General features: G+C 32.4%; 10 protein-coding genes. 1 reads left to right on the forward strand and 9 read right to left on the reverse strand.

Annotated features, from left to right (window positions below):
• Positions 1–176: 176 nt before the first annotated feature.
• The 7 genes from BOW55_RS06310 to BOW55_RS06340 all read right to left on the reverse strand — a co-directional run bounded on the left by BOW55_RS06310 (position 177) and on the right by BOW55_RS06340 (position 14,046).
• The gene (locus BOW55_RS06310; RefSeq protein WP_129023445.1) at positions 177–2,186 is read right to left on the reverse strand and encodes a protein-disulfide reductase DsbD; all 2,010 of its coding nucleotides are present in this window, start codon (positions 2,184–2,186) and stop codon (positions 177–179) included.
• A 228-nt stretch (positions 2,187–2,414) separates the two neighbouring features.
• Positions 2,415–5,204: a pitrilysin family protein gene (locus BOW55_RS06315; protein ID WP_129023446.1), complete on the reverse strand. Its 2,790-nt coding sequence runs from the start codon at positions 5,202–5,204 to the stop codon at positions 2,415–2,417.
• 72 nt (positions 5,205–5,276) lie between these two features.
• On the reverse strand, positions 5,277–6,410 hold the full coding sequence (locus tag BOW55_RS06320) for a TlpA disulfide reductase family protein (protein WP_129023447.1): 1,134 nt from the start codon (positions 6,408–6,410) through the stop codon (positions 5,277–5,279).
• A gap of 70 nt (positions 6,411–6,480) precedes the next feature.
• A complete protein-coding gene (locus BOW55_RS06325; protein ID WP_129023448.1) occupies positions 6,481–7,680 on the reverse strand; it encodes a TlpA disulfide reductase family protein in 1,200 nt (399 codons plus the stop codon).
• A 64-nt stretch (positions 7,681–7,744) separates the two neighbouring features.
• Positions 7,745–9,151: a RagB/SusD family nutrient uptake outer membrane protein gene (locus BOW55_RS06330; protein WP_129023449.1), complete on the reverse strand. Its 1,407-nt coding sequence runs from the start codon at positions 9,149–9,151 to the stop codon at positions 7,745–7,747.
• Positions 9,152–9,168: 17 nt separating this feature from the next.
• A complete protein-coding gene (locus BOW55_RS06335; RefSeq protein WP_241686496.1) occupies positions 9,169–12,678 on the reverse strand; it encodes a SusC/RagA family TonB-linked outer membrane protein in 3,510 nt (1,169 codons plus the stop codon).
• Between the two features lie 213 nt (positions 12,679–12,891).
• Positions 12,892–14,046, reverse strand: coding sequence for a FecR family protein (locus BOW55_RS06340; RefSeq protein ID WP_129023451.1), 1,155 nt, complete (start codon positions 14,044–14,046; stop codon positions 12,892–12,894).
• Between the two features lie 280 nt (positions 14,047–14,326).
• Between BOW55_RS06340 and BOW55_RS06345 the strand changes: the two genes are divergently transcribed.
• Positions 14,327–14,926, forward strand: a complete 600-nt coding sequence (locus tag BOW55_RS06345; protein WP_129023452.1) for an RNA polymerase sigma factor — start codon at positions 14,327–14,329, stop codon at positions 14,924–14,926.
• Between the two features lie 711 nt (positions 14,927–15,637).
• Here BOW55_RS06345 and BOW55_RS06350 read toward each other — a convergent pair.
• Together BOW55_RS06350 and BOW55_RS20775 are read right to left on the reverse strand one after the other, a co-directional pair.
• Positions 15,638–15,931 carry a hypothetical protein gene (locus BOW55_RS06350; RefSeq protein WP_129023453.1) on the reverse strand — a complete coding sequence of 98 codons (294 nt, stop codon included), beginning with the start codon at positions 15,929–15,931 and terminating at the stop codon, positions 15,638–15,640.
• The gene (locus BOW55_RS20775; protein ID WP_164975007.1) at positions 15,915–16,070 is read right to left on the reverse strand and encodes a hypothetical protein; all 156 of its coding nucleotides are present in this window, start codon (positions 16,068–16,070) and stop codon (positions 15,915–15,917) included. Before BOW55_RS20775 ends, BOW55_RS06350 begins: the two co-directional genes overlap by 17 nt.
• Positions 16,071–16,229 lie beyond the last annotated feature (159 nt).

Below are 16,229 nucleotides of genomic sequence, written 5' to 3' on the forward strand. Positions count from 1 at the left end.
AAACTATTTCCTGTAACACTGGATAGCGAAACTTACAATGTAAAAAGACATCTGAAATAGTATTTTATTTTCCGTACTTATTTTTCTGAAAAAAAATTCCAGCATTTTTGAAAGATCATATCGTTTTTCTTTATTTTTAAAATAGTATCTATTTCTTTACCAGCAATATAAACGGGTTATTTCTTAAAATTTTTAATCCCAGACTGAAGCCAATTATAATACTCTTCAATATCCGGATTATAGGCTGAAGGATCTGTTAAATTTGCACTTTTATGATCTACAATTACATAAAACGGCTGTGCATTTGCTTTATAGGTTTTAATTTGTAAATCGCTCCATTTGTTTCCAATGGTTTTAATTTTTTTTCCTGTTGTTTCAGAAACATATTGTTCGTTTTCAGGAAGTTCTTCTTTGTCATCAACATAAAGTGAGATCAAAACCACATCGTTATTCAAAACGCCTAAAACTTTGGCATCAGACCAAACTAATTCTTCCATTTTTCGGCAATTTACGCAGGCATATCCTGTGAAATCTAATAAAACTGGTTTTCCTGCTTTTTTGGCAAACTCCATTCCTTTGTCGTAATCATGAAAAGTAATAATGTTTTGCGGACCATACTCTGCACCTTCGGGCAAAGCAGATTTAGTTGTTTCTGCAGTATTCTTAACGCCCAATCCATCTGGAGATTCGCTGTACTGCATTGGCGGCGGAAATCCGCTGATTAATTTAAGAGGTGCTCCCCAAAGTCCGGGAATTAAGTAAATCGTAAACGCTAAAACAACTAATCCAAAACTTAATCTTCCTACCGAAATATGGTTTAAAGGAGAATCATGCGGAAGTGTAATTTTACCAAATAAATAAAATGCCAGCATTCCAAAAACGGCAATCCAAATGGCAAGAAAAACTTCTCTTTCTAACCAATGTAATTGCAAAACTAAATCGGCATTGGATAAAAATTTGAAAGCTAACGCTAATTCTAAAAATCCTAAAACAACTTTTACAGTATTCAGCCATCCGCCTGATTTTGGTAATGCATTTAACCAACCCGGAAATGCTGCAAATAATGAAAACGGCAAGGCAATAGCAATCGAGAATCCTAACATTCCAACAATTGGGGCGATTCCGCCTTTTGAAGCTGCTTCAACCAACAATGTTCCTACGATTGGCCCTGTGCATGAAAAAGATACAATAGCTAAAGCCAAAGCCATAAAGAAAATTCCAATTAATCCGCCCCTATCCGCTTGAGAATCGACTTTGTTGGCTAATGCATTTGGAAGCATAATTTCAAAAGCTCCCAAGAATGAACAAGCAAAAACTACTAATAAAATAAAGAAAACTAAGTTAAACCAAACGTTAGTTGAAAGCGCATTCAGTGAATCTGCTCCAAAAACCGCAGTAACTATTGAACCTAATAAAACATAAATAATTACAATTGAAAATCCGTAAATCATCGCATTTCGAATTCCTGCCGCTTTGGTTTTACTTTGTTTGGTAAAATAACTTACTGTCATTGGAATCATTGGAAAAACACAAGGTGTTAACAACGCCGCAAAACCTGATAAAAAGGCGATGATAAAAATGCTTATTAAACCTCTTGATTCTGTTTTTTTAGCTGGATGCTCCTTCACTTTTTCTGATCCTTCTTGCTGATCTGCAACTTTTATAGATGCTGCTTGGCTAACGACTGAATCTGCTTTTAAGACTGCCGTTTCTTCTGCGGAAGCCATTTTTTTTAGGTTCGGAATTTTAAAAATTAACTCTTCTGTAGACGGCGGTAAACAATTACTGTCATCGCATACCATAAAATCAACATCAGCTGTAACGTTAGTAATTTCATCTGAAATGAATTTGATTTTTTGTGTAAAAACCGCTTTATCTTCAAAATATTTAATTTTCATATTGAAGATTTTATCAATCGTTTCATGACCTTTATCTTCGGTTGTTTTACCAACTAATTCAAATTTTTTGGAAGTATTTTTAAACGTGAATGCCGTTGGCGACGGCCCGCCTTCCTCAATATATTGTCCGTACAAATGCCAGCCAGATTGTATTACAGCTTTGGCTTTTAAAACATACTCTTTATCTGATATTTTTTCGACTGATGTTGACCACTTTACTGGATTGTACATTTGGGCAAACATACTTCCTGAAAGAAGTAACAATAATGTAATTATGATATTCTTCATTGTTTTTGAGTTTATTATTAAAAAAAAGAGCTGCTTGCCGACAGCTCCTTTAAAGGTCCTTCATAGAAAATGGCTTACTAATTCAGATTCTAAAATGAAAATAATGAAAGACGTCTATTAAAATAAATTATTTAGATTTTTGGTTTAAAATTCAGTCACGGTAGAACTTTGTCAAAGTTTAAAACTTTGACAAAGTTGGTTTTCAAACTGTAAACGGAATACTTAAAACTACTTCAACGGATTGCCATCTTTATCAAGTGAACCTGATTTGATGATGATCATTTTGTCTAATTGAATGTATTTTTTAACGGCATCGTTTACTTGCTGTAAGGTTACTTTTTCAATATCTTTTGGATATTGCTCAATATAATTTGGCTCTAGCCCTCTTTCTGCAAAACCTAAAATAGTTCTTGCCATTCCGTTTGTGGTAGACATTCCTACTTTAAAACTTCCAATTAAATTGGTTTTCTTGTTTTCTAATTCCTTTGCGGTAATTCCGTTCTTTACCCATTTATCAACTTGAACTTTAGTTGCATCCAAACCTTTTTGAAACAATTCAGGATTAAAAGAAGCATTTACAAACCAGTAACCGCCTGTTGTAATATTACCTGCTATTTTAGAACTAATATCATATGTCAAGCCGTCAATATCACGAACTGTCTGCATTAAACGTCCTGCAAAACCAGCACCTAGTGTATAATTGGCAATATAAAACGGAATATAATCTGCGTCGGTTCTTTTTAAACCTGTGTATTGTCCGATGAACAATTCGGCGCTTGGTTTTTCAGGAATAGATACAACTTCTGTTTTTGAACCAGCCTTTATCGCTTCTTCAAATTTCATATTTTCTACTACGCCTCCATTCCAGTTTTTGAATGATTTTTTTAAAGAGGTATTTAAATTTGCTCCTTCTGTATCGCCTACAATTACTAGATGCATTGAAGCTGGTCCAAAATATTTTTTATGAAAAGCTTTTACGTCATTCAAGGTTGCATTTTTAATATTCGCAATATCATCTTCAACACTTAAGCTGTAATTTGGATTTGCTTTTGGATAAATAGCCTGCAATAAGGCAATTCCACCTCTTTCGCCTGGATCATTTAAACCTTGCTGTGCGTTTCCTATAAACTGTTGTTTTAAGTTTTCAAATTCTTTAGCATCAAACAAAGGATTTCTAAGTTCTTCTGCCAATAGAGTAATCACCTGATCCAAATCTTTTTTCAAGCATTTAAAATCAATATTGATTTTGAAAGTTGAAGCATTTACATTTAAGTTTACACCTAATTTTTGCAGTTTTTCTGAGAACTTAAACTTGTCGTTAAGCGTAGTCCCTTTTGATAACATAGATGCTGTCAAAGACGGAATCGCATTATTTTTACCTTCATTTGCATAATTTCCTAAAGAAATACTCGCTGCAACGGTTACAAAATCTTTAGCAGATGTTTTTACTGAAATCACATCAATTCCAGATACTTTTTCTCTTTTGTAAGCAGAGGCTGTTTTTTCAATTCTTGTATCATCAAAAGCAATTTCCGTTGTATTTTTTTGTTCTGATGAAATAGTTGCTATTGATTCTTCGTGTATATGTCCATCTTCTGAATGTCTATAATAAAAAGGTCCATTTTCAGGAATAAAGTTACTTGCTTTTACAGTATCTTGATTTTGAGATCCTGATTGTTTCGGAATAAAATAACCTGTTGTACTTTGGTCTTCAACTAAATATTTTTGTGCAACGCGAAGTACATCTGCTGCAGTTACTTTTTTTAATCTGTCAACACCTGTTACATAATCAGTCCAATCGCCAGAAGCAATAGCCTCGTTCAATTCTGATGCAATTACACCTGAACCGTCTCTCCCTAAAATTGTCTGCGCGCTTATTTTTGCCACCACTCGGTTTACCTCATCTTGTGTTACGCCTTCTTTTTGTATTTTCGTAACTACTTCGAGAATTTTTGCATCGATATCTTCGTGTTTAGATGTTGCTGGAAAACCAACTCCAATTGTAAAAAGACCCACTTCTTTAAAATTGCTTGCACTTGAATAACTATAAATTCCTAAACCTGTATCAACGAAAGTTTTATTTAATATAGCCGATGGACCTGAACCTATAATTTCTCCTAAAATATTTAAAGCTGGAAGGTCTTCGTGCAAAGCTCCTGGAATTTTATAAGCTTTGTTTACTACGCCTAATTCTCCAGGTTTTCTTACTATAATCTTACGTGCTCCATATTGCTGCGGTTCTTCGGTATAAGGCTGTGGCATTGCCTTTGGAGCTTTTGTAATTTTTCCGAAATACTTTTCAATTAAATCAAAAACATTCTCTTTTTTGAAATCGCCAATAATGGTTAACGTTGCGTTATCCGGCCAGTAATAGGTATTATAGAAATTTCTTAAAACTTCGATTGGTGCGTTTTCGATATCTGATTTCCATCCAATTGTTGAATGATGATAGGGATGTGCAATATAAGCTGCCGCCCAAATTTCTTTATCTAATAAACTATTTGGATCGTTTTCTCCACGTTCAAATTCGTTACGAACAACAGTCATTTCGGCTTCTTTATCTTCTTTTAACAATAAAGAATTACGCATTCTGTCAGCTTCAATTTGAAGCGCCAATTCGATTTTATCACTTGGCAATGTTTCGAAATAATTAGTACGATCGTACCAAGTTGTAGCATTTAACTGTGCTCCAGTATTTTGTAGAACATCAGTAATTGTATTTCCATTTTTCATATTGAAACTTGGAGTTCCTTTAAACATTAAATGTTCTAAAAGATGTGTTGATCCGGTGTTTCCTAAAACTTCATGTTTAGAACCTACTCTATAGACAATTTGTACGGTTGCAACTGGTGAAGCATTGTCTTGTAAAAGAAGAACATTCATACCGTTTGGCTGATATAAATATTCCTCTATACCTCCTAATTCTTTAATTTTCTTGAAGTTAACCGATTTACTCTGCGCTGAAATTAGGGTGCAGAATGCAAGTGAGCAATAGCCCAGAAAGATGTATTTTTTCATTTTTTGTTGTTGAGATTTTTGACTTGAGAAAACTTTGTCAAAGTGTAATACTTTGACAAAGTTTTTTAGTCTTTAAGATTTACTAAAGATTTCTTTTAATTTAGATTGTAATTCGGCTTCTCTAAGATTTTTAGCCACGATTTTCCCGTCAGGACCAATTAAGTAATTCGTTGGCACCATTTTTACTCCGTACAAAATAGCAGCTTCATTCTGCCATCCTTTTAAGTCTGAAACGTGTGTCCAAGTTAGTCCGTCTCTTTCAACAGCTTTTTGCCAAAGATTCTTTTTATCATCTAAAGAAACGCCTAAAACATCAAATCCTTTATCGTGATACGTTTTATAAGCTAAAACTACATTTGGATTCTCTTTTCGGCATGGACCGCACCAGCTTGCCCAAAAATCTACTAGAACATACTTTCCTTTGTAATCTGATAGTTTAACAATTTTTCCGTTAATATCCGTTTGAGAAAACTCTGGAGCTGTTGATCCTACTGCTGTTTTTTCATTTAGATCTATTGTTGCTTTTAATTGTTTTCCGTAAACTGATTTCTGTATTTCAGGAGCTAAAATGCCATAATATGTTTTTACCTGATCTGGTGTTCCATAAGATACAATTCTATCATTAATTACTAAAGCGGCAGCTACCTTATCTTTGTTTTTTCTGATAAACTTATCTGTTAAATCATCTGCAAAAGTTTGAAGATCTTTCCACTTTTTATCCATCATTGTCTGCTGTGCAGCCGTTAATTTTACTTTTCCATTTTGAGTTAAAGAATCAGATAATTTGTAAAGCGGCCCTGCAATGGCTTGGATTTTCTTGAATTCATTGTTATAATACGATTGATAAATATCGTATTGAGCTGCTCCTGTAATTTTCGCTTTAAAAATAGAATCTTTCTTAGCTTCAATTTTTATGGTTTCATTGTCTAATAAAAGAAAAGCACCATACTCTTCTCCTTTCAATTTTACTGTATACAATAAAGGTTCTGGTACTGTACCTGTAAAAGTAAAATTACCCTCTTTTATTTCAGTAGAATCTGTTATTTTTTTATTCCCTTTCTCATCGGTATTTTCAAGATAAACTGTTCCTTTATCTAAACCTGCAATTGTACCGTTGATTGTAAACCCTTCTTTTTTAGAGCAAGATATGACTGCAGCGGAAAGTGTTAAAGCTAAAAACGACGATTTTATAATTGTACTTTTCATATGTGTTATTTTTTTTTAATCTCAGTGTTCAGTTTACAGAACGTATTGATATCTTAGACTAATGAATACTTTAAGATTTTAATAATTCTTTTAATTTTGCTTCCAATTCTGTACCTCTTAAATTGTCGCCGATAATTACGCCTTTACCATCTACTAAATAAGTTGCAGGAATTGTTTTTACATTAAATGCTTTACTTACTTTATCATCATCTAAAAGGTTGTGCCATTGCATATTTTCCTGTCCTAATGCTTTCTGCCACGCTTTTTCATCTTTGTCGATTGAAATACTTAAAATTTCAAATCCTTTTTGCGAATATTCAGAATAGGCTGTTTTTAGATTTGGAATTTCTTTACGACAAGGCGCACACCAAGAAGCCCAAAAATCAATTAAAATATATTTTTTTCCAGCAACAATCTCTTTTACGTTGTATGCTTTTCCGTCTTTATCTTTTAATCCAAAATTCGCAACACTTGTTCCAATTAATGATTTTGGATTTAAATCTTTATCGACAACTTGACCGTAGTAACTTTTCTTTGCTGCCGCAGAAAACTGCTCATAAATTGGCTTTTGATCAGGTGTAAAATAACTGTATTGTATCATCATGAAAAATGGCCCCCACCACGTTGCTTTGTTTTTTGTGATAAGATCTCCTGTTGATTTTTCTACTTTTGCAAAAAATGCTTTCTCATCTGATTCAAATTTTTTCCATTGCGGAGTATTCGCAATAGAATCCATTACTTTTTTATTTCCTGCAACTCTTGCACTGGAATAAGCATTCGAAATTTCTTCAGTACCTAAATGATACGCTTGATAATCTTTTTCTAAATCTGCTCTAAAAGCGATTTCTTTTTTGTAATAATCATGTGATTTAGAACCTGTAACAACTTCATCTTTAAACGAAATCCATTCTCCTTCTTCTTTAGAAACGTTTCCTGTAGCTGTTACTTTTATTTTAGCATTCTCAGCCATTACAGGAATGTTGCCTTTGCTTTTTCCAAAAATAATATAGAAAAAACGCGGTTCGTTTAATTTACCTGTAAACGTAAATTTTCCTTCTTTAAGCGTTGTTTCTGCTACAGGTAATTCAGAAGAATGAGTTGCTCCTGGAACTAATTGTACTGTTGTTCCATCTGCAAGTCCTCTAATATTTCCTTCAATAGTATAAGATGTTGCTGCTGGTGCTGCTTTTTTCTTTTGTGCTATACTGCTATTTGAAATCATAAATAAGCAGATGCATAATCCTAATATTTTATATTTAATTGTTTTCATTTTTGATTGATATTTTTAGAATAGCTTCCCTTTCGAAATTCCTAATCAGGAAGCTTTAAGGTTATTATTTAGGTACGTTTTGCGTAATTGTTCCGTTTCCTGGATTCTTTGTCGCTCCTTGCGGGAATGGCATTGTCCATAAATGAGACGTTGATGATAAATTATAAGTTGTGCCGCCTGCTGTTTTGGTGAAACTAACTTTATAAACACCTTCTGCATTTAAACGGCGAGCGTCTGCAAAAGGAATAAGCGTTAAAATAAGTTCATTATTCTTAGTTTTAAAAATAGCGTTTAGCGCAGCTCCTTTATCTGTAGTTGCAATATCTTGATAAGAATCTGGCGCTATACGTGTTTTACGAACGGTGTTCAAAACTTCTAACGCTTGGCTGATCTGCCCTGCACGTGCCAAACATTCTGCTTTAATTAAGTAGACTTCGACAGTTGTGATTCCTCCATAATTAAACATCCCAGACAAGGTTCTTCTGTAATACGTGTCTTCACCCACTGTTCTAAGTTTCCAACGCGATTTAAAGCGTACGTCTCCAGCTTCAAAACGTTGTGCGCGTTCTACCGGAATACTATACTCTACAGATAAAAAAGTTGTAGACCCATGACGGAAAGTATAATTCTCTGGATAATCATATCCCATTGGAGAGGGTGTCTCGATGTATGAATTAGGAAGATCAATTACCGCTTTATTTTTGGTATAATATGCATTCCAATCGTATAATTTATTGTTTTGAGAAAGTGCTAAATCTGCATATTTTAAGGCCTCTGTATAATTACTCATTTGTAGATAAACTCGTGAATAAAAAGCATAACCTGCTCCTAAATTAGGATGCAAAGCGGTTTGAGAAACTTTTGGCAAATATGGCAATGCGTCTTTTACATCAGTTAAAATAAAATCATACATTTCCTGAATAGTTACTTGCTTGCTCGGTGCATTAATATCGGCACTTGTAATTAATGGTACTGATAGTTTTGTTCCTGCTGTTGATGCATTATAAGTATCTGCATAAAAGTTTGCAAGGTTATAGTATGACATGGCGCGTAAAATTTTTGCTTCGGCCCACACTATTCTTTTTTGATCTTCGGTCGCTTCAGTTGTTGTTAAAACATTTGAGATAATCAAATTAAAAGTCGAAATTCCGGCATAACTTCTATAATATGTACCTTCATCTGCTTGATTTAATTGAATACGATCTGCAGTTTCATCCCACATATAATTCGCTTTTGTCAATCGCTCTGCTGATAATGTGGCTATTGTTATGAATTTATCGTTTAACAAGTTTAATGCTTGATCAACACTTACGCTTTGGTTTGTGTATTCATCGCGAATAAAAGCCTCATAGTCAGCCAATGTTGTTGGTATTTTAGATCCTTTTGGAGCATCGTCAAGATAACTTTCGCAAGATGCAAAAGTGAAACCTAATGCCGCTATTAATACTGCCTTTTTATATATATTTTTCATCGTGTAATCTTTTTAAATTAGAAATTAATATTTACACCAAAAACTAAACTTGGAGATTGAAAGCCATTTAAAAGGAACTTAGCATCTCTGCTTTTGGCTGCAGTAAAAACATTTTCTGCATTCAGATTAAAGCGAACACTTTCTAATTTTACCCTTTTAACAATTTCAGAAGGCATTTGATAGGCTAATGAAACATTGCTTAATCTAATGTTTGATGCGTCAAGTATATTAATATCTGCGTAACGGTAAATATCACGCGAATCTGAAGTAAAATCTGCTTCATATTCATACACTGCACGAGGTACATTGGTAAAAGCTTCATCGCCAGGTTTCTGCCAGCGATTTACAATATCTTTGTTTACCGTTGTAATATCTGTAACATAACTTCCTAACGCTCCTGAATAATTGTTCTGTAACATTGGCAAAAAGGTGTTTCTGATTTTATGTCCTAACTCGTAGATAAACAGTGCCGAAAGTGAGAAGTTTTTATAGTTTACAGATGTATGAAATGATCCGCTGTGCGTTGGTACTGTTGTGCCATAATCATTAATCGCATCTAAATCGGCTGGATTGTAAATTACTTTATCGCCTGCCGCATTATAAACCTGTGGTAAACCTTTATCACTTAAACCAGCCCATTTGTAACCGTAAATAGTATTATAATTATTCCCTACTCTAGGATATGAAGACGGGAAATCTAACTGTAGATAGTATACTGGCGCTTCTACTTTTACGAAGTCAACTTTATTTTTGTTATACGCATATAAAACAGAAGCATCCCAAGAAAAAGAAGATGTTTGTACAATTGTACCTCTTAAACTCACCTCAATTCCTTTATTGGTCATTTCTCCATTGTTTATTGTATAAGTAGAGTACCCAAATCCTTCTGTTGGGATACCATTACTGTTTGCTAATAAATCCTGACCTTTTTTGTTGTAAACATCAAAAGTACCGCTAAATCTATTTTTGAAGAAACCAAAATCTAAACCTATATTAGTTGTTGTTGTTTTTTCCCAAGATAATTCAGGATTTGGTCTTTGATTAACATATCCCTGATTTCCTCCTACATTTGGGTTCGCATAATAACTAGCTGTTAAATAAGGTGCAGAATTTTTAGCCACATTTCCTCCAATACCATATGAACCACGAAGTTTAAGTGCATTGATCCAAGAAACTTTAAAAAATGATTCTTTGTCAATATTCCAGCCAGCTCCAGCAGACCAAGTTGGTTTATTTTGATACTTATTGTCTGTTCCCCAAAGATTAGAACGATCCCAGCGTAAACTTCCTGTTAAAGAGTATTTTTTATCGTATGTATATCCTCCTGTTCCATAAAAAGAAACGTAACGATTTACTAATTCACGATTTGCAGAGAAATCTCTTAGCTCCATATAACCTCCAAAAATAGAACCATACACTTTAAGCAAATCTGCTTGATTTACTGGTGCGTATGACAACGTTTGCTCATCCCATCCGTAACGTGTGTTATCTCCATACTCTACTTTTGAGTGACGTATTTCCATACCTGCAATGGCAGTTACATCGTGTATATTATTAAAAGTTTGATCAAAATTTAATTGCTGACGAAAGTTGTAAGCATTAGAAAATTGATTGGTTTCTTTTAAGATATTACCGTAAGGCAAATTGAAAACTGCTTGGTTATTGTTATCAATAGTTACTAATTCATTTACCCTATTTCTAACTTCAAATGACTCTTTATTTTTTAATAAACTGCCTCTATCTACTCCATACTCGTACTGGAACATTGCATTGTAATTAAAGGCATTGCTAAACTTCACATTAAATTTTGCAAAAGTTCTATTTAAGAAATTCTTAGTTTTATTTATATTTCGTCCAAGTTCATCCATTGGCGTAATATCCATGTTGTAAAGACCATAAGTCTGCATAGATTGCAATGTAAAATCATTGTATCGCGAAACCGCTGTAGAAACAAAATTAGATCCATCATTGTTCACTAATTGATTGTACATCTGATATTTAAACTTTGGATCTAGCGGATTATATGTTTGTGTATCACTTTCTCCATAATTAATATAGGTTCCTAAATCTATAGACAACCAACTATTAACCTGAGTTGAGTTTTTCAAATTCAAACCAACCGACTGGTTATCAGAATATTTATCTTCAAATTTATTTCCCTTGTAAGTCAGCGATGCATTAAATGAGTTTGAATCTGTTGCTTTTCCTAAACTTACGTTATGCTGAATAAAGTATTGATCTCGTTTTGCATATTTCGCAATATCATCATAATATCTGTATCCTTGTGCCCCAAGAGCGTCAAGACGGCCGTTCATTTCTGCTAAAGAAGTTTTTCCTGCGTAACCATTTAATATAGTCTGCATTCCTAAACTTGTAAATACAGCATTGTTCAATAATGATTGTGAATATGAACTAGCGCCAGCTCCTTGTAAATTTGGGTTGGCTGCAGCCCATCCTCTTTCTAGGCCAATAATATCACCTGCATCTGTTAAATTTCCTGTATAATTTCTATACGGAGTAACGGTTAAGTTACTTGAAAATGAAATGTTTGTTTTCCCCGCCTTCGCTTTCTTAGTAGTAATTACCACTACACCATTTGCCGCTCTTGCACCATAAATAGAAGAAGCCGCAGCATCTTTTAATACTGTGATGGTTTCAATATCTTCTAAGTTTAAGTTTGGTAAATTTTCTTCTAAGCTAAAATATTGGTTAAATTTTGTATTTTCAATCGGGAAGCCATCTATTACGTATAATGGTGTAGTTAAACCATTCATTGTAGTAGTTCCGCGTATTTTTCCATCCTGATATCCTACAATACGTCCTTCTAATATTTTATCTAAACTGCTTAAACGCTGCTCTTTAAAATCTTTCGCTTTTAAATTCGAGAAAGATCCCGTAGCTTGATCTGCAGCAATATTTTGATAACCTGTAGTTAATACAATTTCACCTAATTCGAGTGTATCTTCTTTAAGTATTACATTGATAACACTTCTTCCTGCCACTTTAATTTCTTGTCTTACATATCCTAAATAAGCAAATGCCAAAGTACTTTCGCTATTAACGACAATAATCTGATATTCACCATTAAAATCTGTTTGAACACCTCTTCCTGAACCATTATCAGAAATAGCTGCACCTACTAAAGGATTACCTTTTTCATCGGTAACTCTACCTTTTACAATAAAATCTACTTCAGCTTTTACTGTCGGTTCCTTTTCTTGAGCTTTTTTTGCCATTAAAACAATATGGTTTCCTGATACTTTGTAATCTGTACCAGTGTTTCCAAAAATTGTGTTTAATAATTTCTCTATAGAAACATTACTTTCATTAATATTAATAGTTCTATTCAAATCTACAGATCTAACATTGTAAACGAATCTGTAATTGGTTGTGTATTCTATTTTTTCAATAACCTTTGCAACGGTCATATTGTTCGCATTAAAAGACATTTTTGCTTTTTGCGAATAGCTTACTCCCGCCTGCATAACGGTTAAGGTGGTTAATAAAAATAATGTAGTCAATTTCATTTTTAGATCAAATTTCAAAAAAGGCTTATCGAACCTGATTGTGTTCAAGAGTTTTTTCATACTTTTAAAATGTTTTTTAATGTTGGTTGGTTAATTAACTGATCGCATTTATTCTACCGGGAAATGTTGGCGCATTTTCCGGTTTTTTTATAAATAACGACTCTTTCTTTTAAGACTTTTACTTCATAGGCGTTACTGGTTTAATTGTTATTTCTATTTGATTGTAATTTTATCTCTGTCTATCGAATAATCGATCGCATAACTATCACTAAAATATTTTAATACTACTTCAATAGGCTCATTATCAAAACTTGCATTAAAAATTTCTTTTCCAAGTACTTTATTTTTATTAATAAAGGTTACGTTATACTGGCGTTCTAGCTTTTTGATGATTTCTTCAAACGAGGCGTTTTTAAACACTAAACTTCCTTTTACCCAAGCGGTATAATAATCTGTATTTACGTTTTCCTTTGTTATTGCATAGGTTCCTTTTGTACTGGTACCTTTTTCTCCCGGCGTTAAATAAACTTGATTTTGGTTTGTTTTTTGATCTTTGTAAAGTGAAACTTTACCTTCAACCAAAACAATATCTGTGTTTATATTTTCAGTATACGTATCTACATTAAACTTGGTTCCTAAAACCTCAACATTTATTTCCTGTGTATTTACTGTAAACGGATGGGTTTTATCTTTTGCAACTTCAAAGTAAGCTTCGCCTGTTAAATAAACTTCACGGTTTTGATTTTTTGAAAACTGTACTGGATATCGTAATGATGTTCCTGCATTTAAATGAATAATAGTTCCATCAGATAACTGCACTTCAAACTTTTTCCCATATGGTATCTGCAATGTGTTGTAAACCATCTTTTCTTCAGAATAAGCTTTTGTATAAACCAATCTATCTTTTTCCTGTTTACCAATAATTTTTCCGGATGCATCGGTTATATTTCGAGTACTTTTTACATCAATAGTTTGTGATGATTCGTTACCAATCTGTAATATTATTTGATCTTCTCTCGGGATTATAACGTTATGTTTTGACTGTAATGAATCATTCGAATTTTTATATAAATAAAATCCGCCCAAGGCTACTATCAAAATAGCGGCATATTTATAATAAGATGAAAATCTTCTTTTATAAAATACATTATTCTCTTTTTGAATTCTTTCTGTAAGTTGTTTTCTAACTTCGGAAGAATCAAAATTATTCACTGCGCTATCTATTGCATAATTTGTTTTTACAAAATCCTTAAACACAAGCTGATTTTTTTCCTCAGTCAACCATGCAGTCAACTCTTCAATTTCATCTTGAGTCGCTTGGTTTGTGATAAATTTAACAATTAACCGCTCTGACTTTTTTATTGACATTTTAGTTCTTTTTAATGTTATTACGAAACCAAAAAACAAAACCCTAACAATTTGATAAAGTTTTTTTCATTTTGCTTAATTTTACATTTTATTGATGGCTTATACTTTTACAAAACCATACTAATTTACTAGAATTTAAAAACGTAATTATTCTGGCTTTGCTTTTTTAAAGAATTATTATTTGTAATAATTTTCAAATAGAAAATTAAAAAAGAGCGTTTTTTTATGAAATACTTCCATATTTAAGCTCTAAAACCTATTAATTTATATATTTGTTTTCATGAAAATTGATGATTACAACGACAACTATACCTTAGTAGAGTCTCTTAAAACTGGAGATGAGCATGCTTATGCATACTTAATCGACAACTATCATCATAAACTGTGCGTATATGCAAACAGCTTAGTTAAAAATGTTTACAGTGCCGAAGATATTGTGCAAAATGTTTTTATTAAAGTTTGGGAACAACGTACAAGATTAAAAACAGACCATGCTATAAAGAGTTTTCTTTACAAACTGGTTTACAACGAATTCATTGATTTGTATAGAAAAAATCAATCTCTTTTTTTATTAGAAAAATCGTATTATGATGCCTTAAATGGTGTTGTTCAAGAAGATGATTCTGAATCTTTTCAAAGGGTATTAAATGCAGTAAATAATGAAATTCAAAATTTACCTCCAAAATGTAAAGAAGTTTTTATTTTAAGTAAAAAAGAAGGTTTGACAAATATTGAAATTGCGGAACATCTAGATGTTTCTATTAAAACTGTTGAAGCACAAATTACTAAGGCTTTCTCGATTTTGAGAACTTCTTTAAATAAAAAGATTAACAGCATCTTATTTCTCCTGTTCTCAATGAAAAATTTAAAAAATCAATGATATTGACCGCCAATTTCTATTTTTTGGCATAGCTTCATTTCAAAACTGAGGATAATTCTCAAGGGATTTTTCAAATTTATATATGAAATAAGTGGAGCTAATACTTTTTGTGCTGAAAAAAGCTACTTAAAAATGCTAATAATTATCAAAAAGTCAGTTATTTTTATCAAGTAATACATTGCTTCTGTTTTATCATTCAAAATGAATTAAGACAATCAAAAAACAAATTCAAAAAACCTAAAAAAACAACACGTTACACGTTTAAAAAAATAAAAAACTGACGTTTTTATTTTCGTGACAACATCGTGGCACAAGAAGTTGATTTTTTTTTTAACGCAGTATAGACAAGGGTTTAGACGATTAAATTCGAATCCTGCTCTATTCATACTTAGTAAATTTCTAACACAATTGCTTTCTGATTAGACTAAAGCCATTTGAAAACTCTAATATCTTCATAAAATTTTAATTTCATAATCTCTAATTAATTAGATAATCTTACTAAAAACAAACTCGTATTCTTTAGACAATACTAAATGGAGTTATCTCCAAAACTTCCACAGAAAGCTAAAGCGCATTTTAATTAAGCTAGCTTAAATAAAATCAAATAGATTTTTAGTTCAATCGCAACAAGGCATCTAAACCAAAATTCTGATGACATATAAAGACAGTCTCAACATTTCATTTCATTAATCACTAAATGTATCTCTTTACCTATTCCGCTTTTTCTATAGCCAAATGGAGCAACACTGCCAATAAAACACCCCTTTTTGCTTTGGCTGTATATAATCCTTTGCGCACTTTAATACTTCTGTTTATATTATCTTTCTCAGCAAATAAAAACTGTAGTCCTGTTCTAAAGAAATTTCCTGGAACTTCATAATCAAAAGTGATTCCCTCGGTAACACTTACATCCTGTATTCTATATTTTTTCTGAAGCTCTTTTATCAATCTAAGAGCTTCTCCTGCATTCCCGCTAAATCGTAGATATCTAATTACTCTCTTCATGGTATTGGCTTAAAATTGATTCAACAAGAATTTCAATAACTAATTCTGTCAACTGCTTCTCTTTTTCATTTTCAAATTGTTCGATACAATTTGGTATTTTCATATCAATTATATCATCTTCTGTGTATTCTCTCAGCATAATTTAATTTTTGAACGCAAAATTATTTCCAAGACTACTGTTAAACTACAACTTAAATAAAGTATACATATTAAAGGTGTTCAACTGTCGAACACGTTGAGTTAATCTTTTTGCGCATTTTTAAATAAAAAAAGTAATTAATTTTAAAATAAAAACACT

This window comes from Flavobacterium sp. YO12 (genome assembly GCF_004119495.1).
Lineage (GTDB): Bacteria > Bacteroidota > Bacteroidia > Flavobacteriales > Flavobacteriaceae > Flavobacterium.

Excerpts from the sequence above, each read along its gene's own strand:
- BOW55_RS06310 (WP_129023445.1), bottom strand. The coding sequence starts at position 2,186 with ATGAAGAATATCATAATTACATTATTGTTACTTCTTTCAGGAAGTATG.
- BOW55_RS06315 (WP_129023446.1), bottom strand. The coding sequence starts at position 5,204 with ATGAAAAAATACATCTTTCTGGGCTATTGCTCACTTGCATTCTGCACC.
- BOW55_RS06320 (WP_129023447.1), bottom strand. The coding sequence starts at position 6,410 with ATGAAAAGTACAATTATAAAATCGTCGTTTTTAGCTTTAACACTTTCC.
- BOW55_RS06325 (WP_129023448.1), bottom strand. The coding sequence starts at position 7,680 with ATGAAAACAATTAAATATAAAATATTAGGATTATGCATCTGCTTATTT.
- BOW55_RS06330 (WP_129023449.1), bottom strand. The coding sequence starts at position 9,151 with ATGAAAAATATATATAAAAAGGCAGTATTAATAGCGGCATTAGGTTTC.
- BOW55_RS06335 (WP_241686496.1), bottom strand. The coding sequence starts at position 12,678 with ATGAAATTGACTACATTATTTTTATTAACCACCTTAACCGTTATGCAG.
- BOW55_RS06340 (WP_129023451.1), bottom strand. The coding sequence starts at position 14,046 with ATGTCAATAAAAAAGTCAGAGCGGTTAATTGTTAAATTTATCACAAAC.
- BOW55_RS06345 (WP_129023452.1), top strand. The coding sequence starts at position 14,327 with ATGAAAATTGATGATTACAACGACAACTATACCTTAGTAGAGTCTCTT.
- BOW55_RS06350 (WP_129023453.1), bottom strand. The coding sequence starts at position 15,931 with ATGAAGAGAGTAATTAGATATCTACGATTTAGCGGGAATGCAGGAGAA.
- BOW55_RS20775 (WP_164975007.1), bottom strand. The coding sequence starts at position 16,070 with ATGCTGAGAGAATACACAGAAGATGATATAATTGATATGAAAATACCA.